Genomic DNA, 20,192 nt, shown 5'->3' with positions numbered 1-20,192 from the left:
CGCCTCGCTCATATCGGGTAATGACGCGGCGTGGTCTGCACGGTGATCCAGCGCAGCTCGGTGAATTCGGCGATCGACGCACGGCTGCCGAAGCGGCCGTAGCCGCTCGCCTTCGTGCCGCCGAACGGCATCTGCGCCTCGTCGTGCACGGTCGGCCCGTTGATGTGGCAGATCCCCGATTCGATCCGTCGCGCGACCGCCATCGCGCGCGCGACATCGCGGCTGAACACGCTCGACGACAGCCCGAACTCGCTGTCGTTCGCGAGCGCGACCGCTTCGTCGTCGCTGTCCGCGCGCAGGATCGCGACGACCGGCGCGAACGATTCCTCGCGATACAGACGCATGTCGCGCGTCACGCCATCGACGATCGCCGGCTGCATCGTCGCACCTTCGACGCGACAGCCGAGCGGCAGCTGCGCGCCATGCGCCCGCGCATCCTCGACGAGCGACGCCGCACGCGCGGCCGCCGCCGCATCGACCATCGTGCCGAGCGGATGGCCGGCCAGCGGGTCGCCCGCGACCAGCGTGCGCGCCTTCGCGGCGAGGCGTTCGACGAGTGCATCGGCAATCGGCAGCGCGGCGATCACGCGCTCGGTCGACATGCAGATCTGCCCCTGGTTGAAGAACGCGCCGAACGCGATCGCGTCGACGGCCGCGTCGAGATCGGCATCGTCCAGCACCAGCACGGGTGCCTTGCCGCCGAGTTCGAGCAGCACCGGTTTCAGGTGCGCCGCCGCGTGGCGCGCGATGATGCGCCCGACATGCGTCGACCCGGTGAAGTTGATGCGTTTCACGTGCGGATGCGCGATCAGCCGCTCGACGAGCTCGGGTGCGTCGGCCGCCGCGTGCGTGATCACGTTGACCACGCCCGCACCGAGCCCCGCTTCGTCCAGCACCGCGCCGATCAGCGCATGCACGCCGGGGCACGCTTCGGATGCCTTCAGCACGACCGTGTTGCCGCACGCGAGCGGCATCGCCAGCGCACGCGTGCCGAGGATCACCGGCGCGTTCCACGGCGCGATGCCGAGCACGACGCCGCACGGCACGCGCATCGCCAGCGCGAGATTGCCGGGCACGTCGGACGGGATTACGTCGCCGGCGATCTGCGTCGTCATCGACGCGGCCTCGCGCAGCATGTTCGCCGCGAGCGTCACGTTGAAGCCGATCCAGCCGGGCGTCGCGCCGGTTTCGGCCACGCCCGTCGCGATGAACGCGTCGATGCGCGCGTCCATCAGGTCGGCCGCCTGCAGCAGCAGCCGGCGGCGCTCGGTCGGCGCGAGCGCCGACCAGGCGGGAAACGCGCGGTGCGCGGCGTCGATCGCCGCGTCGGCGTCGGCCACGCCGGCCGCCGGCGCGCGTGACGCCAGCGCGCCCGTCGCGGGGTTGAATCGGTCGAAAGTGCGGCCGTCGCGAGCGTTGCACCACTCGCCGCCGATCAGCATCCGTCTGTCGGTCATGTCGTCTCCTGCCTTGCCTGTCTCTTGCGATTACGCCGGCGGGGAAGCCGGCGGCTGCGTCCGCGCTTGTATCAGCGCTTGTATCAGCGCTTGTAAGCCTGCAGGCCGGGCTTGATCGTCTTGTCGTCGAGGAACTGCTTCAACCCTTGCTCGCGGCCATGTTCCGGATCGCGCAGCTGCGCCTGGTCGAGCTTCGCGTACAAGTAATCCTCGCACTGCTCCCACGTGAGTTCGCGCGCGCGCTTGAAGCCGTGCTTCGCCGCGCGCAGCACGACCGGGTTCTTGTCCATCAAGCGGGCCGCGAGCGCGATCGTCGCTTCACGCAGTTCGGTCAGCGGCACGCTGCTGTTCACGAGGCCCATGTCGGCAGCTTCCACGCCGGTGAACGTGTCGCCGGTCATGATGTAGTGCAGCGCGCGGCGGTGCCCGACCGTGTCGGCCATCGCCTTGCTGACGAGGTTGCCCGGCGGGATGCCCCAGTTGATCTCCGACAGCCCGAACACGGCTTCGTCGGCCGCGATCGCGAGGTCGCACGCGACGAGCGGCGAGAAACCGCCGCCGAAGCACCAGCCGTTCACCATCGCGATCGTCGGCTTGTTGTACATCCGCAGGCGACGCCATTGCCATTCCGATGCGTCGCGGCGCACTTTTTCCTGCAGTGCGTCGGAGCCGCCGTCGATCTCGCGGAAGTACTCCTTCAGGTCCATGCCGGCCGTCCATGCAGCGCCCGCGCCGGTCAGCACCAGCACCTTCGCCTCGTCGTCGAACTCGACCGCGTCGAGGACTTCCAGCATCTCCCGGTTCAGCGTCGGGCTCATTGCGTTGCGCTTCTCGGGGCGATTCAACGTCACCCACGCAATGCCGGCCTCCACCTTCACTTCAACGGTCTGCCAGCGGTTGTCGTACTTGCTCATGTCGGTTCCTGTCGTTCGTTTCCAGTGCGATTCGGTGCGCAGCATTCCTGCTGCGGACGGCTTCATTTAATATCAGGCTACCTGATATTGCAAGCGGCACGCGCGCCGGTGTAAACCCGGAGCGGAAAGCGGAGAAAGCGGCGGAGAAATCAGGGAGCGGTCGGGCGGCCGTCGATGGCGCGGACGAAGCGAGCGCGGGCCCGGCGGGCCCGTGTCGTGAAAATCGGGGAAGCGGTCAGCCGCGCAGGTTGCGCGAGAACAGTTCGAGCGCGCGCTGCACGTCCGCGGCTGTGTCCGCGGAGACGTCGCCGAGCATGCGCGTCTCGAGCGGGCGCAGCACGGCTTCGCATTCGCGCAGCATCGCCGCGCCTTCGTCGGTCAGCGTCAGCAGGATGATGCGGCCATGCGACGGGTCGGCTTCACGCGTGACGAAACCTCGGGCGGCCATCACGCTCATCACTTCATTCGCCGATTGCGGCGTGATCCACGAGCGCTCGGCCAGTTGCGCGTTCGACGATGCGCCGCGCGCCTCGAGCACCGACAGCGCCGTGTATTGCGCGAGCGTGATGCCAAGCGGCGCGAGCGCGTCGGTCATGTGGCGGCGCAACAGCCGGTCGAGACCGCCGATCACGTAGGTCAGGCGCTGCTGCACGCGCGCCTTCGGCTTGTCGCCCGTCGCGCGGGCGGCGGGCTTCGTGGCGTTCTTCGGATTCGCGGGTTTGGTCGGTGCGGAACTCATGGTGCGGGCGGGATGGAATTGCGGGCCATCTTACCAGCACGTCGGGAGGCGAACGGGGCGTTCCAGACATGCCGGACAGCCGCTGCGCACTCACGCGCGCATGGCGGACCGCCGGCCTGGCCGCGAAACCCGCTGTGTCAGCGGCACCCCATGAACGGCATCCCGTACGCAATCAGCCGCGCGGCGTTCCCGCAAACCGCGCCGTCGGCAACCCCGCGTGCCGCGTCTGCGCGACGAACACACCGCCCGCATGCGGGTCGTCGGCCAGCGCATCGTCGCTCAACCCGATGCGCGCGCTCGTCACGTAGAGGCGACCCTCACCGTCGAGCGCCGCGCAACTCGGCTGCGCGGTCGGTACAGCCACGCGATCCGTTTCGACACCGTCCGGCCCGTAGCGCACCACGCGCCTGCCGCCCCACTGAGCATTCCACAGGCCGCCGTCGCGATCGACGATCGAGCCGTCCGGATCGCCGTCGGCATCGGTCAGCCGCGCGAACGGCCGCACGTTCGCGACATCGCCGCCCGCACGGTAATCGCAGACGAAGATCTCGCGCACGAGCGAATCGCAAAAGTACATCTTCGTGCCATCCGGCGAGAACCCGATGCTGTTCGCGATCGCCGCCGGCGGCAACGCGAGCCGCTCCAGCGTGAGGTCCGCATTGAGCCGATAGAACCCGCCCACCGCGCGCGGCGGCTCGCTGCCTTCGTCCTTCATCCCGAACACGAACGCGCCGAACGGATCGCAGCGCCCGTCGTTCAGCCGCGTCGCCAGCTCGGGCTCGACGTCGACGATCCGCGTGAACGCGCCGCTGCGCAGATTGAAGAACGCGAGATGCGTAGCGAGCCCGACGAGCAGCACGTCCGGGTCGCGCGTGAGCGCGAAGCACGCGAGCCGCTCGGGCATCGCCCACGGCGTGAGGTCGGAGCCATCCGCACGGCAGCGCCACAGTTGCGCACCTTCGATATCCACCCAATACAGCGCGTGCGTACTGTCGCACCACGTCGCGCCTTCGCCGAGCGTGTTGCGGCTGTCGGCCAGCAGCGTCGCCGACGCGGCCGGATGAATCTGTTGCATGCCGTCTCCCGATATTCGTCGCTTATGCAGGCGGCCGCGCGTTCGCCAGGGGTCAGATCTTCATCGCGCGCCGCTGGTTGCGACGATACTGGTCGAACAGCACCGCGAGCAACAGAATTCCGCCACGTATCAGATATTGGTAAAACGTCGGCACGTTCAGCAGGCTCATCGCATCCTGGACGGAGCCCATGATCAGCACGCCGACCAGCACACCGGAGATCGTCGCGACGCCGCCCGTCAGCGACACGCCGCCCAGCACGCACGCGGAAATCACGCCGAGCTCGAGCCCGACCGACGTCTTCGGGTCGCCGAGGCTCATCCGCGACGCGAGCATCACGCCGGCAAAACCCGTCACGAGCCCCTGCAGCACGAACACGGTGATCTTGATGCGCATCACCGGCAGCCCCGCGAGCAGCGCGGCCTCGCCGTTGCCGCCCACTGCGAGCACATTCTTGCCGAACACCGTCTTGCGCAGCAGGAAGCCGAACACGACGAAGCCGACGATGTTGCTCCAGATCGGATACGAGATGCCGAGGAACGAGCCGCCGCCGAGATCGAAGAAGCGTTCCTCGGAGATCATCACCGCGTCGCCGTTCGATGTGATGAACGCGAGACCGCGCACGACTTCCATCATCGCGAGCGTGACGATCAGCGAGTTGATCCGCCAGCGCGCGATCAGCACGCCGTTGACGAGCCCGACCGCGCCGCCCGCGAGCACGCCGCCCGCGATGCCGAGCACGACGCTGTGCGTCGCGGTGATCAGCGTCGACGCGACGACGCCCGAGAACGCGACGATCGACGCGACCGACAGGTCGACCTCGCCGAGCGCGAGTACGAACATCATCGTCACCGCGATCGAGCCGATCAGCGTGACCGACAGCAGCAGGCCCTGGATGTTGCGCGGCGTGAGGAAGTCCGGCACGGTCAGCGACAGCGTCGCGAACAGCACGAGAAACACCATCACGATGCCGGAGCGGTTGATCAGCTGCCACACGCCGCCGCGCGCTCGCGCGGGTGCGACGGCGGCATCGGGGGACGGGGAAGTGCGTTGGGGTTGCATTGCCTGGCTCATGTCGTTTGCATCCGGTTGATCGTTGCGGGGCGCTAGCGCGGCAGCGCGAGCTTGATCAGCGCGTCGGGCGTCGCCTGCGCCTTCGCGACCTCGCCCGCGATCCGTCCTTGCTTCATCACGATGATCCGGTCCGACACGCCGATCACCTCGGCCAGGTCGCTCGACACGAGGATCACCGTGCGGCCCGCTTCCGCGAGTTCGTAGAACAGGTTGTAGATTTCCGCGCGCGCGCCGACGTCGATGCCGCGCGTCGGCTCGTCCATCAGGAACACGTCGATGCGCTCGGCCAGCCAGCGCGCGAGCACGACCTTCTGCTGGTTGCCGCCGGACAGCGCGCCGATCGGCGTGTCGCCGTCACGGGTCTTGATCGCGAGCCGCTCGATGTAGCGTTGCGCGAGTTCGCGTTCGCGCCGCCCGTCGAGCAGCACCCGCGCCGGGCTGAAATGCCGGCGCGCGCTGATGTTCAGGTTGTCGGCCACCGACGCGATCGCGACGATGCCCTCCTGCTTGCGGTCTTCCGGGCACAGCGCGAGACCGGCGCGCACCGCGTCGCGCGGGCTCCCGAACGCGACCCGCGTCCCGTTCAGCTCGACGTGCCCCGCGCTCGGGCGCGCGGCACCGTACAGCAGCTTCATCAGCTCCGAGCGGCCCGCGCCGACGAGCCCGAAGAAACCGACGATCTCGCCGCGCCGCGCGGTGAACGACACCGGCTCGGACAATCCGGGCCCCGCCAGCCCCTTCGCCTCGATCAGCACGTCGCCGGCCAGGCGCGGCCGGTAGCCGTACACGTCCTCGATCGAGCGGCCGACCATGCAGCCGATCAACCGGTCGCGGTCGAGATCGGTCACGGAATCGAACGTGTCGATGCGGCGGCCGTCGCGGAACACCGTCACGCGGTCGCACAGTTCGTACACTTCCTCCATCCGGTGCGTGACGTAGATGATCGCGCGCCCTTCCGCGCGCAGCGCGCGGATGATCCGGAACAGTTGCGTGGTTTCGCGCGCGGACAGCGAACTCGTCGGCTCGTCGAACGCGATCACGCGCGCGTCGCGCATCAGCGCCTTGCCGATCTCGATCATCTGGCGCTGGCCGATCGACAGGTACTTCACCGGAATGCCCGGATCGATGTGCTCGCCGAGCCGCTCCAGCGCATCGAGCGCGCGCGCGGCGAGCGTGCGCTCGTCGACCACGCCGAGCCGGCTCGGCAGTTGCCCGAGCATCAGGTTTTCGGCGACCGTCAGCTCGGGCACCAGATGCAGCTCCTGGTAGATGATCGCGATGCCGGCCTCCAGCGCCGCGCGCGTCGACGTGAAGCGCTGCTCGGTGCCGTTCAGCGTCAGCGTGCCGGCCTGCGGCTGGTTCACGCCGGACAGCACCTTCAGCAGCGTCGACTTCCCCGCGCCGTTCTCGCCCATCAGCCCGTGCACTTCGCCCGCGCGCACCGACAGCGACACGGCGTCGAGCGCGCGCACGCCCGGGAACGTCACCGTGATGCCGTCGAGCGCGAGCAGCGGGCCGCCCGGCGGCGTCTCGGCGACATCGTTGCCGGATACGGCCGTCATCGTCTGCGTCGTCATCGCGTTCTCGCCTCGTGCGCTCAGATGCCGAGCTCGGCGCGCACGGCCTGCCAGTTCGCACGCGTCATCAGCTTGCCGCTCGTCTGCGTGTCGGCCGGCGGCGTCTTGCCGTCGCGAATCCATTCGACGAGGTTCTGCGTGCTGTCCTTGCCGTGGTTCGTCGAGCTGACGGCGATCGTCCCGTAGAAGCCGGTCGGCTCCTTCTTCTGGAATTCGGCGAACGCCTCGCCCGCGCCGTTGATGCCCACGCCGATCACGTCGGCCGCCGGGATGTGCAGCTGCTCGGTCGCGCGCACCGCGCCGAGCACGGTTTCCTCGTTCAGCGCGTAGACCACCCACTTCTTCACGTTCGGATGGCGGGCGAGCACCGGCGCGGCCGCGCTGAAGCCGCCTTCGTCGTCGGTCGTCTTCTGCGGCGCGTCGAAGATGTTCTCCTTGCGGAACCCGCTCGCGAGCAGAGCCTGCGTCGCGCCGTCGGTGCGCAGCTTCGCGGTCGGCAGCTCGTAGTTCGTGATCCGCAGCGCGCCGACTTCCTCGGGCTTCCAGCCGCGCCGCTTCATCTCGTCGGCAATGGCCTGGCCGACCTGGTTGCCGATCTTGGTCGCCGACATCCCGAGGTGCGGCACGTTCGGCAGCGGCTTGCCGGTCGAATCGACGAGCTGGTCGTCGACGGTCACGAACTTCATGTTGTAGCGCTTCGCGCGCGCGGCGATCGCCGGGCCGAGGCGCACGTCCGGCGCGCAGATCACGAAGCCCTGCGCGCCCTGCGACCCGAGGTTGTCGATCGCGGCGAGCACCTTCTCGCCGTCGGGCGTGCCGATCTTCACGACCGAGAAATTCTCCTTCTGGCCGAGTGCGGACGCCGCGTTCTGCTCGTTGATGAACCACGCCTGCTCGGGCATCTTCACCAGGAAGCCGATCTTCAGCGGTGCGTCGGCGCGCGCGGCGCCCTGCATGCCGAGCGGTGCAATGCACAGTGCGGCGAGCAGCGCGCGCAGGGTATGGCGGCGGATCGTGTGAGTCGTGCGGTTCATGCGGTGTCTCCTTTGTATCGGCTCATGCCGTAATGATTCGTCGTGTGCGATCGCGCCGCGGCGCGCCCGCGTGATCAGCGGCCGAACGCGTCGGTCTGTACGCGCCGGCCGAACAGGAACGCATCGGCGACGAGCCGCAGCGGCCGCACGTCGACGTCGCTTTCGCCACGCGCGATCAGCGCATGGAAGTGCGCATACAGCGCCGGATACTCGCGTTCGGGCCCGAGCTCGACCGGCTCGCCCGCGATCGACAGCTGCGCGCCGCCGCGGCTGATCGCGAGCACGCCGTCGGCCGTGTCGACCGCGATCTCCCATTGCTCGACCGGGCCGTGCCGCCAGTCGAATTCCGCACGCACCGGCACGCCGTCGGTATCCGCGCAATCGAGCTCGGCGGCGATCGGCGTCTGCACGTCGCTCGGCACGATGAGCGTCGCCTCGCGCAGCACGAGCTCGCGCGGCAGGATGCGCGTGACGATCGACAGCGCGTTGATGCCCGGGTCGAACACGCCGAGGCCGCCCGGCTCCCAGATCCACTGCTGCCCCGGATGCCAGCGCCGCACATCCTCCTTCCAGCGCACCTGCACCGCGCGGATCGCGCGCGTCGCGAGCCACGCGCGAGCGGGCTCCACCGCACTCGCGCAGCGCGAATGCCAGGTCGCGAACAGCGTGAGGCCGCGCTCGCGCGCGAGCGCTTCCAGCACGGCCACTTCGCCGAGCGTCGCGCCCGGCGGCTTCTCGAGCATCACGTGCTTGCCGGCTTCGAGCGCGGCGCGCGCCTGCGCGTAGCGCACCTGCGGCGGCGCGCACAGCGACACGGCGTCGAGCTCGCACTCGGCGGCCAGCAGCGCGCGCAGGTCGCGATAGTTGCGCACGCCGGCGACTTCCGCGTGACGGCTCGCGCACGCGGTCAGCTTGAAACCCGGTTCGGCGTCGATCGCCGGCAGATGCTGGTCGCGCGCAATCTTGCCGATGCCGACGACCCCCAGCGAAACCTGATCACTCATCGTGCATGCCTCCTTCGCGAATCGTTCGGTGACCGTTCAGTGCGCCCAGCGCAGCACGAGCGGGTCGAGCCGGCGCGCGATCGCGAGCAGTTCCGCGCGCGTGTCCGGATGCAGTTCCGGCATCGGGTGCCGCGGCCGCTCGCACGCGATCACGCCGCCTGCGCACATCAGCGCCTTCGCGGTGAGGATCCCGGACTGGCGGTTCTCGTGGTTGATCAGCGGCAGCCAGGCCTGGTAGCGCGCGTAGGCGTCGTCATGGCGCCCTTCGCGCCACGCTTCGAGGATCGGCCGGATGCCGTCCGGAAACCCGCCGCCCGTCATCGCGCCGGTCGCGCCCGCGTGCAGGTCGGCGAGCAGCGTGATCGCCTCCTCGCCGTCCCACGGCCCCTCGATTGCATCGCCGCCGAGCCGGATCAGCTCGCGCAGCTTGTTCGCGGCGCCCGGCGTCTCGATCTTGAAGTACGCGACCTGCTCGATCTCGCGTGCCATCCGCGCGAGGAACGGGGCCGACAGCGCGGTGCCGCTCGCGGGCGCGTCCTGGACCATGATCGGAATCGCGATCGCATCGGATACGCGCGCATAGAACTCGAAGATCTGCGCTTCCGGCACGCGGAACGTCGCGCCGTGGTACGGCGGCATCGCCATCACCATCGCCGCGCCGAGCTGCTGCGCGCGCAGGCTGCGCGCCGCGCACACCTGCGTGCTGTAATGCGACGTCGTGACGATCACCGGCACGCGGCCCGCGACGTGCTCGAGGATCGTGCGCGTGAGCACGTCGCGCTCGTCGTCGGTAATCGCGAACTGCTCGGAGAAGTTCGCGAGGATGCACAGCCCGTCCGAGCCCGCGTCGATCATGAAATCGACCGCGCGCTTCTGGCTCGCGAGGTCGAGTTCACCGGTGTCGGCAAACGTCGTCGGAACGACGGGGAAGATGCCGCGGTAGCGCGGCGTGCTGCTCGATGTCATGGTTCGCGTCCTGCTTCGGCCTCGGTGACGACCGGCCGTCATGCGTTTACGGTTTCACGTTGCGCGGGCCGGGAACGCCCGCAACCGGCTGCCGCGCAGCCGCTCAATGCGAATGGCTCGGCACTTCCGCGCCGCGCGTGCCGACCAGGAAGTCGAGGTCGCACCCCTCGTCGGCCTGCAGCACGTGATCGATGTACAGCCGCGCGTAGCCGCCCTTGCCGAGCTGGCCGGCCACGCCCGGCGCCGCGGTCGGATCGACGTCCGACAGGCGGCGCTGCAGTTCGTCATCCGTAATGTCGAGATGCAGCGTGCCGGCCTCGCAGTCGAGCTCGATCCAGTCGCCGTTGCGCACGGCCGCGAGCGGGCCGCCGGCGGCGGCTTCCGGCGCGACGTGCAGCACGACCGTACCGTACGCGGTGCCGCTCATCCGCGCGTCGGAAATCCGCACCATGTCCTTCACGCCCTGACGCAGCAGCTTCGGCGGCAACCCCATGTTGCCGACCTCGGCCATCCCCGGATAACCGCGCGGCCCGCAGTTCTTCAGCACCATCACCGAGCTTGCGTCGATGTCGAGCGCCTCGTCGTTGATCGTCGCCTTGTAGTGGTCGAGGTTCTCGAACACGACCGCGCGGCCGCGATGCTTGAGCAGCTCGGGGCTCGCCGCCGACGGCTTCAGCACCGCGCCGCGCGGCGCGAGATTGCCGCGCAGGATGCGGATGCCGCCGTCCGCGATCAGCGGCCGGTCGAGCGGGCGAATCACTTCGTCGTCGTAGTTCGGCGCTTCGCGCACGTTGTCCCACAGCGACTTGCCGTTCACCGTCAGCGCATCCGGGTTCGGCAGCAGCCCGCCTTCGCCGAGCCGGCGCAGCACCGCCGGCAGCCCGCCCGCGTAATAGAACTCTTCCATCAGGAAGCGTCCCGACGGCATCAGGTCGACGATCGTCGGCGTGTCGCGGCCGATGCGCATCCAGTCTTCCAGTTCGAGCGGCACGCCGATGCGGCCCGCGATCGCCTTCAGGTGGATCACCGCGTTGGTCGAGCCGCCGATCGCCGCGTTCGCGCGGATCGCGTTCTCGAACGCCGCGCGCGTGAGGATCTTCGACAGCACGAGCCCTTCGAGCGCCATCTCGACGATGCGGATGCCGGACATGTGCGCGAGCACGTAGCGGCGCGAATCGACGGCCGGAATCGCCGCGTTGTGCGGCAGCGCGACGCCGAGCGCCTCGGCCATGCACGCCATCGTCGACGCGGTGCCCATCGTGTTGCAGGTGCCGGCCGAACGCGACATCCCGGCTTCGGCCGACAGGAAGTGATGGACGTCGATCTCGCCGGCCTTCAGCGCTTCGTGCAGTTGCCACACGGCGGTGCCGGAGCCGATGTTCTTGCCTTCGAGCTTGCCGTTCAGCATCGGCCCGCCCGACACGACGATCGCCGGCACGTCGCAGCTCGCCGCGCCCATCAGCAGCGCGGGCGTCGTCTTGTCACAGCCGGCGAGCAGCACGACCGCGTCGATCGGGTTGCCGCGGATCGCCTCCTCGACGTCCATCGACGCGAGGTTGCGCGTGAGCATCGCCGACGGGCGCAGGTTCGATTCGCCGTTCGAGAACACCGGGAACTCGACCGGGAAGCCGCCCGCCTCGGAGATCCCGCGCTTCACGTGCTCGGCGAGCTTGCGGAAGTGCGCATTGCACGGCGTCAGTTCGGACCACGTATTGCAGATGCCGATGATCGGCCGGCCGTCGAACTCGTGATCGGGGATGCCCTGATTCTTCATCCAGCTCCGGTACATGAAGCCGTTCTTGTCGTTCGTGCCGAACCATTGGGTGGAGCGCAGCCTGGGTTTCGTTGCCGACATCGTCAGTCCTGTGGTGACGGGATACCGGCGCAGTCTAGGCAGAATTTTGATAACTGGCTAATGACGTTTTTGGCGATTACGATATCGATTCCGATATCGATATAAACCCGTACGATGCCCGAAGCCAGCCCGTGGGGAAACCGTGGCCGCCTGAAGACGCGCCAGCTTCTGCTGGTCGTCGCGCTCGCCGACGAAGGCAGCATTCACCGCGCGGCGGCCGCGCTGAACATGACGCAGCCGGCCGCGTCGAAGCTGCTGCGCGAACTCGAGGAATCGATCGGCGCGGTGCTGTTCGAGCGCCTGCCGCGCGGGATGCGGCCGACGCTGTACGGCGACGCGCTGATCCGCCATGCGCGCGCGGCGCTCGGCAGCCTCGACCAGGCGCACGAGGAACTGGCCGCGCTGAAGGCCGGCCATCTCGGGCACGTGGCGGTGGGGGCGATCACGTCACCGGGCCTGCGGCTCGTGCCGCCGGCCGTCGCCGCGGTGAAGAGCACGCATGCCGGCCTGCACGTGTCGGTCGAGATCGACACCAGCAACGTGCTGCTCGAACATCTCGCACAGGAAAAAATCGACATCGTGATCGGCCGGCTCTCCGCCGAACACGACAAGCTGCGGCTGCGCTACGAGCCGCTGACCGGCGAGTCGGTCGCCGCGGTCGTGCGGCCCGGCCATCCGCTGCTCGCGCAAGCGCCGCTGTCGCTTGCGGACGTGCAGCGCGCCGCGTGGGTCGTGCCGCCGGCCGGCAGCGTGCTGCGCCACCGCTTCGATCTCGTGTTCCAGCGCGCGAGCCTCGCGCCGCCGGCGAATCTCGTCGAGACGTCCGCGCTGCTGTTCATCACGCAGCTGCTCGAACAGAGCGACATGATCGCGGTGCTGGCCGAGGACGTCGCGCGTTACTACGCGCGGCACGGGATCGTCACCGTGGTGCCGCTGGAGATGGATTGCCGGATGGACGATTTCGGGATCATCACGCGCACCGACCGGCTGCATTCGCCGGCCGTCGCGATGATGGCCGATGCGATTCGCGCGGCGGCGGGGGAGGTGTATGGAATCGGGTTGTGAGGCCGCGGCCGGATTACGGACTGCCCAGGTAAAGCCTCGCCCTTGCGTCGATGGCAACACTGACGTCGCGGCGGAAACGTGGCTCGTGGCGCCCGGACGATAGACCGGCGATTTGCGTGCCCAGCAAGGCCGTCAGTTCCCGGTCCTCGTCGGCGTCGTTTCCGACGACAGCGTGCCGAGTATCGGCGCGCTCCCCTTTCATCAGAACTGTGCAGTGACCTGGAAACCGACGGTTACCCGTGCCGTCGGGAATCCGGATGGCTTGTAGATCGGCGTACCGGCAAACAGGTCGTAACCGTAGGCGCCCAATCGGGTCGCGACGCTGCCCTTTACGCCGATCACGGCGCCGGCCAGTTGCGTGCCGACGAGTGTGACCGGCTGCGGGCCCCACACGCGGCCGTAGTCGATGCCCGCATATACCGCCTGCCCGGTTTGGCCGATCGGCGCCTGCAGCTCGTTACGCCAATAGAAGCCACGCGACGCGGCCAGCATGGTTTCCCCGTCGAAGCCGCGCACCGTGTAACGGCTGCCGATCGTCAGGTCGTCGATGTAGTACAGCGTATTGCCCGTGTACTGGCCATGGAACGTCGTCACGTAGCGGAACGGCTGCTGCGCGATGACGAACGGCACCGACAGGTTCGCGTCGAGCACGGCCATCTTGTAGCGGTAGGTCGGGCCACCGTCGCCTGCCAGGATGTCGTCCTGTGCGCCGAATGCGCCGATGCCCTGCCGGTACGCAAGCGTCCCGTCGAACTGCGCGTTGCCGAAATAGTGGCGATCAGTCAGGCCAAATTCGACGAACGTGTTGTTGCGGCGCTGCTGCGGAATCTCCGTGTCTTCGATAAAGCTCTGGCCGAAGCGGCGCGAGAGCCGGAACTGTGCGCCAAAGACGTCGTTCTGGCTGCGCGACAACACGCGGTTCAGCTTGAAATCGACCGTCTTTGAATTACCGCTCGCGATGAACGTCTGGTTCACGCCGGCGATCTGTTGGTAATACGTATTGGTGTATGCCGAGAGCGTCGCGGTCCAGTATCCCCACGGGATCGAGTAAAAGCCGTTCCAGCCGTGCGAGCCGAGACGCTTGTCGCCGAATTCCAGATCCTGGCTCACGCCGATGTTGAAGATGTCGTTCAGGCCCAGCGGATTGTCGATGCCCAGCGACAGGTTGCCCTGTAGCCGGCCGGTTGCGCGCGTGCCCGAGTTGTCGATCGACGCGACCACGGTCCACGGCTTGCCGCGCTTTACGTCGAGCACGACGTCGCTCTCGCCCGGCACGTCGGCAGGGACGATCTGCATCGACACGTCCTGACTTGTCACGCGCTTCATCTGTTCGAGGCCTTGTTCGAGGTCGCGCAGGTTCAGCAGTTCGCCATCGCGGGTCGGGAAGGCGGTTTTCCACGTGCCGCGCAGTTTCTCGTCGACGAAGCGCACGTGGCGGATCACGCCGGGGATCAGCGAAAATTTCAGGGTGCCGGTCGACAGATCCTGTTCGGGCAACAGTACGCGTGTTGTGACGTACCCGCGTGCCAGGATCGCTTGCGACAGGCCCTTGACGAGCACGTCGAGGCCTTGTTTGCCGACGCACTGGCCGGTGTAGTGGTCAAGCCATTCGCGCGCGAATGCGAAGCGATCCATCGGCAAGGCCGACGCGCCTTGCGCTTTCACTGATGCGGGCAGCGCGTCGGGCACATCGAGCGAGAAACGGCCGATGCGAAAGCACGGCGACTCCGGCGCCAGCGTCGGATACCCGGCACTCGCCGTCACGCCCGAACGCACCCCAGGCGCGGAGACAGCACGCTCGCGCTCGCGCGCTTCTTCCTGCTGTCGGCTTTGCTGATCGTTTCCCTGAGCAGCCAGGCGCGGCGCTTCCTGCGCCGACACACTTGCCGCTATCAGCAGCAGTGCTGCTGCAGAGTTCCCCCGGCGAATAGTTCTCATGCATTTTTCTAGGTATGTGATTGTGGACTACGGCTGAATCGCGCGCTATCGATGCGTCACTTTCGATCAACTGCCGGCCATCCCGCAAACGCAAAAATCCAAATTGCGGCAAGATTCACACCAGGAATTAACAACGCAAGCACCCACCACCCGGAATGTCCGACTCGGCGTAAAATCCGAACATAGGGATAAAGAAACAGCCCATAAAAAATGGGCAACATCATTAGAGCTACTGGTCCCCAACTTGCAAACGACGTCATTACTTGATTCATTTCCGTACCTTCTATTGAAATTCAGGTCCGCCCAAACAAACGGGCGATCAGGCCACGCTTCTGCGTATTGACTGCCGGAGACGGCTGACGCGCGGCTCCTAGATCTGGCATTTCCTCACGACGGAGTCGTTCCAGCGCACCCTCCAAGACTGTATCTGTATAGAACGGTACTGCGGGTCGGAGCCGCGCGTAGGCCGGCTGCATCAGCGGATGATCGATAACGGGATTCTCAAGTCCTCGAATCTCGCGAAGGCGCTGCCACGCCAGCATCACCGCCGGAAAACGTGTGAGAAGATGGCTGTTGCTGAATTCATACCAATCTTTGCGTCTTGTTCGATGCGTGTAGTAGTCACACAGCCAGAGGATCTGCTCTTGCATCGGCGAGAGATCACCGTCGCGCCAGTGGTCAAACAGTTCATTTAGCACCGACTCGCTCAAAGAATCAGGTTTTTCCTCATGGGAGCGCCCCCATGCGTCAAACGGGAGATTCCAGTGATCGAAGCAGATCCGTAGCAGCCAGTGATAGAGCGGATAATGTTCCGCATCAAAGAACCGTTGCCTCTCGTAAAGCATCCTGATTTCCTCGGCTACCAACCGTGCCTGGTCAATCCAGCCAGCGCATAGGCAAGTCGACAGCGTCTCGACTGCTTGATTCAGCGATACTCTAATATCAGTACGGGTGGAATCGACCAGACTGTAATGCTCAATCCGCGTAGCCCAATATTCATATACCCAGCATTTTGCCAATAACGCCGCCCAATTTGATTGACCATCAAAACCGAACATAGCGCGCAATGCGCGTGCACTCTCGTACTGAGAGCACCCCATAATCGAAGCACGAACCCTCGTAAAGAGCTGACGGGATTCGCCTAGACCTAGAGTATCTGGATAAGGATTTTCTCCTCGTGCGTACTCCTCCAGATTTCTGCGATCCGAAAGCCATTTTCCATCTATCCAAGCGTTCCAAATATTATCGACTTGAGCCAGCAATTCTGGCTCTGTTTCCCAGCGAGGAAAAATGCCAAGTCGCCTCATAAGTTCAATCCTCACGGTGTCGGCGGCCAAGGACGAAGTCCTGCCGTTACAGAGCCCGTCGCACCTGGCCGGGGAATTTGTACGTTCATAACGTTGTGGCTGACGGTGTAACCGCTTCGCGTGGCTTCATCAATTTCACTCGCTAGGTTTCGCATACCATCCGGAAGCTTCTGCCCATTCAGGGTTCCATTCGATGCCTGTCCAACCCACTTGTCAAAACGACCCGTCAGATCATCAGCGGGCGTTTTGCCGATCAGATCACTGTAGTTGGTTTTCACTTCGACATGGTAAATCGTCTTGGTCTGCTGATCGATAAAGACCAGATCGATGCCGTGCCCGGACGCGTTCTGAATTGGTACAAAATTCTGCCCGGTTGCCTCCTTCAGCAATTGGGCCGACAACTGCTCGCCGAGTTGACCATTGTTGCGAGCAATACTGGAAAGCGTCGGCAACTGATCTGCCGTAAAGCGGTAGGTGCCTGCCATGTCAGCGGCAGCGCCGGTCACGAGCGGCGGTGCCCGACGCGCGAGTGTCTCAAGCGCTCCGGCGGTCACATCCAGTCCTACCCGACCAAGGGCCGCACTCGCTTCGACCGCGCCTTTGGCCGCCGTGACGACGCTGGTGGCCTGCCACAGAAGATTGCCTAAATCGCGCCCGAGTTGCTCGGCATTCGCGTCGCCGCCGACCGTCAGCGCATTGTCCATGCCGGCGATCCGTGTCTTCAAAGAGGTGACGATCTGATCGCCGAGCGCTGCGCGAAGCTGGGGATCTTCCACCAGCGCCTGGAGGCCCTTCAGTCCAGCGACGGGATCCGCCGCGAAACGCACGAGCCCTGCGGCGTCAATGACCGCAGCCTCGTTCAAGCCCTTCCACACGCCCCCAGCCGTAAGAAAATCTTGCTTCCCGCTGACCGCAAACCACTTCGCGTTGGTCTGCAACTGACATCCGAGGTTGCCGTTACAGGCAACCAGATCCTTATTCATCTGAACGCGCTGTTCGGTCGCGAGCCAATTGTTCTGCGCAGCCGCCGTCGCACTGGTCGTTGCCGTAGCCGCCCCCGAAGCACCACCCACGCCGGATTCCGCCGCCACACCGGCCACGATGGAAGAAATCAGATTCTGCTTCGCCTCCTTCTCCTGCTCGGTCATGTCCGGCGTCGGCCGTGCAAACAGATTCGTCAGCAGGCTGGATGCCGCCGCGCCCATCGCGCCAGCGCCGCAGCTCTGGCTACTGGCCGCAGCACCCGCACACCCAATAATCGCGTGCAGGGCCGCATGCAGCGGACTACCTTCCGTCACGGTGCCGTTCTCGACCAGTTTGCCGATGTAAGATGCGCCTTGTTGCTGCAGGTAGTTCACCATCCCCGCCTGCGCGAACTGACCGGCGCCTCCGGTAACGTTGCCGCCCGCAGCTGCGGTCAATGCCGACAACACCTGCCGATACGTACCACCCGGCCCCCACTCAGCCGTCAACTTGTCGGCCTGCTGCTGCGCCTGCAATCGTTGCTCGGGCGTCAGGTTCGGATTCTTCGCGGCAGCTTGGGCCGCATCTGCTTCCTTCAACCGATTGTCAACGAAGGTCCCAGCCTGATTGATGAACTGGCTCGTGATGTCGAAACCGGCCTGAATCTTGTCCTTGTCGAAGATCGGTGCAAGCGCGCCGCTCGTGTTCGACGTGTCCCGATTGACATTCGCAACCGCCTCGGCGGCAGTCTCACCCGTCAGCTGCTGTTGCTTCGCGCCATCGGTAATAGTGAGCGCCCCACCGCTCACACCGCTCTTGGTCGCCGAGCTTGCATCACCCGATGCGCCCAGCACCACCGGCGGCGCAACCGATATCCCACCCTTGTTCGGCACACTGGTCCCCGGTACCGGATTCACGTTATCCGCCGTGCCTTTCTGGTCCTTGCCGATGGCGCCGCCATAGCCGCCCGAGAGTCCGATCGAGGAGGCATCGTACGAAGCATGGTTCTCGATATCGCTATGGGTGAGGGTGCCGGTTGTCAGTGTGTTCAGGTTGTCCTGCACCGCCTTGTCACTGCTCGCGATCACACCGCCCTTGAGATCGGTGTTGCCCTTCACGTCGACCTGGAAGCCGCCATCGCCCGCCTTGATCCCCGATTGCTCGATCACGCTGGCGTAGTCGCTGTTCATCTTCGTCTGGCCAACGCTGCCCGCCACGCTCGACACACAGGGCGGCGGACAAACGCTTACCGACACCCCGGCGTTTTGTTGCTTCGAATCAAAATGATCCTTGTCTTGCAGACTCTCGATGTTCAGGTTTCCGCCAACATCGGCGACCACCTGCTTGCCCGACGCGACTGCGCCCTTCAAATTCGTATCACCGCCTGACTGGATCGTGAGCTGGTTGCCAGCCGCCACATGAGTATTCGTCCATGTCGACGAATCGCCGTCCGCGTTACCGCGATTCCCGGCAACGCCCGCCGTGAGCGCGACACCGGTCTTCGCGCCGACGGTGAACGACACGCCCACCGAGGCACTCGCCCCGCTGTTCGTACTGTGCTGACTACTGGTGCTTTCCGCGGCCTGCAGGTTCACATTGCCTTCGGCGGCCAACTTCGCGTTGTTGCCCGCAGAAATCGTGCTGCCGATCACGTCGATATTGCTGTCCTTGCCGGCGCCAGCAGCGGCGATCGTTACGTTGCGACCCGCTGACACGGTACTTCCCACTGCCGTGCTCGACTGTGCCTGCATTTGACTGTCGCTCTTGCTCGCGCCGACCGACACGTTGATCCCGACGCTTTTCGCAGCGTTCACCGGGTCCCCGCCCATTTGCTTCAGCGAGTCATAGGTATTCTTCGCCGCAAGGCCCGTCGTGGCCGCTGCCAGCGCAATCAAGCGCGGATCGCCACCCACGCTTTGCGCAGCGTTCGACATCTGCCGACCAGTCTGCACTGCCGCCACGACCGGATTCGTCACGCCCACCGTCACGCCGGCCTGACGGAACTGCTGCTGCTCCGCGAAGCTGGATGTATCCGTCGCGGCGTCGATCTTCACGGTCTTGCCGGCAAGATTCACGTCGTTGCCCGCATGCAGGATGCTGCCGGTCGCGTGTAGATCGTTACCCGCACTCACCGTGAGATTGCCGTTCAGCGCACCGATCGCACTTCCATTGTTCGTGACCGATGAAGACTGCTGCTTGTCGGAGTTCGAACGAGAGCCGACCGATACCGACAGACCACCGTTCGACATGAGGCCGGTTTCCTTCTTGTCGAAATAGGTCGACGATTGGACCGTGTCCTGCGAGGTCTTGATATTCACGTCCCTCGCAGCCGACAGCGACACATCGTTTGTACCGACGATATTGCTGCCCGTCACGTTGATGTCCCGGCCGCTCGTGACCGTCACGCCATCCGCCGAAATCGTGCTGCCCTGGCTATAAGTCGCTGTCTGGTCGATTCCGCTTGCGACCTTCGCCCCGCTCACCACATTGCTGTGGCTATGCGTTTCGTGCGAGTTCAACTCGTGCGTTTCAGTTTCCGCGCCGACGTTCACATCACCGGCCGCCAGCAGGTTTGCGTTGCCCTTGTCGAGACTGATCGCGCTGCCGGAGAGCGTTATGTCCTTGCCCGACACGATATTGACCGTGTCGCCGCCTTTGAGTACCGTCCCGGTCAGCGCCTGATCCGCCGTGTGCAGCGTTTCCGCATAGCTGCCGTGACTGTCGCTGCCCGAACTGTTGCTGTTCACGGTCGACGTCGCGCTCGCCGCGCCGAGTGTCACGTTGCCCTTGGCAGCCAGCGTGCCGCCCTGACCAAGGTCGATCTGTGCACCCTTCGCCGTCAGGTCGCCCCCAACAACGACATTCGATTGCCCACCGACTGTCACCGAGCTGCCAGTGACCTTGTTGATGTCGGTATTCGACACGCCGTTCGCCCGCTGCACGATCTTGTGCTCGCCGGTCTGCACCGCGCCGAGATCCCAGTTACCGCCGACATTCATGCCGAGATTGCCACCGACCGACAGGTTGCCCGCGTTCTGCTGGAAGTTGCCGCCCGTCGTGATCGACGCATCGCCCGCCACGTCGAGTTTCGCGGTCGGTCCGAGCGTGGTCACCACGCTCGTCGCGCCGTCGCGGCTCACCCGCGTGTTCGTCTTCGTCCCCGTATCGAGAATGAGGTCTTTCCCGGCATCGAGCTGCAGGCTGCCGGCCTTCACGTTCGCCGACG

Annotated in this window: 15 protein-coding genes; 1 reads left to right on the top strand and 14 read right to left on the bottom strand. The window is 65.9% G+C overall.

Going from position 1 to position 20,192, the window contains the following annotated elements:
* Nucleotides 1-8: 8 nt before the first annotated feature.
* The 10 genes from G3N98_RS09945 to G3N98_RS09900 form a co-directional block, all read right to left on the bottom strand.
* Nucleotides 9-1,457: an aldehyde dehydrogenase gene (locus G3N98_RS09945; protein ID WP_206148067.1), complete on the bottom strand. Its 1,449-nt coding sequence runs from the start codon at nt 1,455-1,457 to the stop codon at nt 9-11.
* Nucleotides 1,458-1,540: 83 nt separating this feature from the next.
* A complete protein-coding gene (locus G3N98_RS09940) occupies nt 1,541-2,371 on the bottom strand; it encodes a p-hydroxycinnamoyl CoA hydratase/lyase (protein ID WP_206148066.1) in 831 nt (276 codons plus the stop codon).
* A 235-nt stretch (nt 2,372-2,606) separates the two neighbouring features.
* On the bottom strand, nt 2,607-3,110 hold the full coding sequence (locus G3N98_RS09935) for a MarR family winged helix-turn-helix transcriptional regulator (RefSeq protein ID WP_206148065.1): 504 nt from the start codon (nt 3,108-3,110) through the stop codon (nt 2,607-2,609).
* A gap of 172 nt (nt 3,111-3,282) precedes the next feature.
* A complete protein-coding gene (locus G3N98_RS09930) occupies nt 3,283-4,185 on the bottom strand; it encodes an SMP-30/gluconolactonase/LRE family protein (RefSeq protein WP_206148064.1) in 903 nt (300 codons plus the stop codon).
* A 52-nt stretch (nt 4,186-4,237) separates the two neighbouring features.
* Complete coding sequence (araH, locus tag G3N98_RS09925; RefSeq protein WP_089475916.1) at nt 4,238-5,257, bottom strand: L-arabinose ABC transporter permease AraH; 1,020 nt, start codon at nt 5,255-5,257, stop codon at nt 4,238-4,240.
* A 32-nt stretch (nt 5,258-5,289) separates the two neighbouring features.
* Nucleotides 5,290-6,834: an L-arabinose ABC transporter ATP-binding protein AraG gene (araG, locus tag G3N98_RS09920; RefSeq protein WP_206148063.1), complete on the bottom strand. Its 1,545-nt coding sequence runs from the start codon at nt 6,832-6,834 to the stop codon at nt 5,290-5,292.
* Nucleotides 6,835-6,854: 20 nt separating this feature from the next.
* On the bottom strand, nt 6,855-7,868 hold the full coding sequence (locus tag G3N98_RS09915) for an arabinose ABC transporter substrate-binding protein (protein ID WP_175239574.1): 1,014 nt from the start codon (nt 7,866-7,868) through the stop codon (nt 6,855-6,857).
* 74 nt (nt 7,869-7,942) lie between these two features.
* On the bottom strand, nt 7,943-8,872 hold the full coding sequence (locus tag G3N98_RS09910) for a Gfo/Idh/MocA family oxidoreductase (protein ID WP_206148062.1): 930 nt from the start codon (nt 8,870-8,872) through the stop codon (nt 7,943-7,945).
* 36 nt (nt 8,873-8,908) lie between these two features.
* Nucleotides 8,909-9,838 (bottom strand): dihydrodipicolinate synthase family protein, encoded by a 930-nt coding sequence (locus G3N98_RS09905; protein WP_206148061.1) that lies wholly within the window; start codon nt 9,836-9,838, stop codon nt 8,909-8,911.
* Nucleotides 9,839-9,941: 103 nt separating this feature from the next.
* A complete protein-coding gene (locus G3N98_RS09900) occupies nt 9,942-11,693 on the bottom strand; it encodes an IlvD/Edd family dehydratase (protein WP_069252773.1) in 1,752 nt (583 codons plus the stop codon).
* 114 nt (nt 11,694-11,807) lie between these two features.
* Between G3N98_RS09900 and G3N98_RS09895 the strand changes: the two genes are divergently transcribed.
* Nucleotides 11,808-12,758 (top strand): LysR substrate-binding domain-containing protein, encoded by a 951-nt coding sequence (locus G3N98_RS09895; RefSeq protein ID WP_206148060.1) that lies wholly within the window; start codon nt 11,808-11,810, stop codon nt 12,756-12,758.
* Between the two features lie 201 nt (nt 12,759-12,959).
* Here G3N98_RS09895 and G3N98_RS09890 read toward each other — a convergent pair whose 3' ends face one another.
* The 4 genes from G3N98_RS09890 to G3N98_RS09880 all read right to left on the bottom strand — a co-directional run.
* Nucleotides 12,960-14,696, bottom strand: coding sequence for a ShlB/FhaC/HecB family hemolysin secretion/activation protein (locus G3N98_RS09890; protein WP_206148059.1), 1,737 nt, complete (start codon nt 14,694-14,696; stop codon nt 12,960-12,962).
* A 56-nt stretch (nt 14,697-14,752) separates the two neighbouring features.
* Complete coding sequence (locus G3N98_RS39755) at nt 14,753-14,956, bottom strand: hypothetical protein (RefSeq protein ID WP_241025840.1); 204 nt, start codon at nt 14,954-14,956, stop codon at nt 14,753-14,755.
* A gap of 33 nt (nt 14,957-14,989) precedes the next feature.
* Nucleotides 14,990-16,033 carry a hypothetical protein gene (locus G3N98_RS09885; RefSeq protein ID WP_206148058.1) on the bottom strand — a complete coding sequence of 348 codons (1,044 nt, stop codon included), beginning with the start codon at nt 16,031-16,033 and terminating at the stop codon, nt 14,990-14,992.
* On the bottom strand, nt 16,015-20,192 hold a 4,178-nt coding region (locus tag G3N98_RS09880), incomplete at its 5' end, for a hemagglutinin repeat-containing protein (RefSeq protein WP_241025838.1). The genes G3N98_RS09880 and G3N98_RS09885, both read right to left, overlap by 19 nt.

Source organism: Burkholderia sp. Tr-20390, from assembly GCF_017104595.1.
Lineage (GTDB): Bacteria > Pseudomonadota > Gammaproteobacteria > Burkholderiales > Burkholderiaceae > Burkholderia.
The sequence above is the reverse complement of the archived record's forward strand: the minus strand, read 5'-3'. Positions and strand labels throughout refer to the sequence as shown.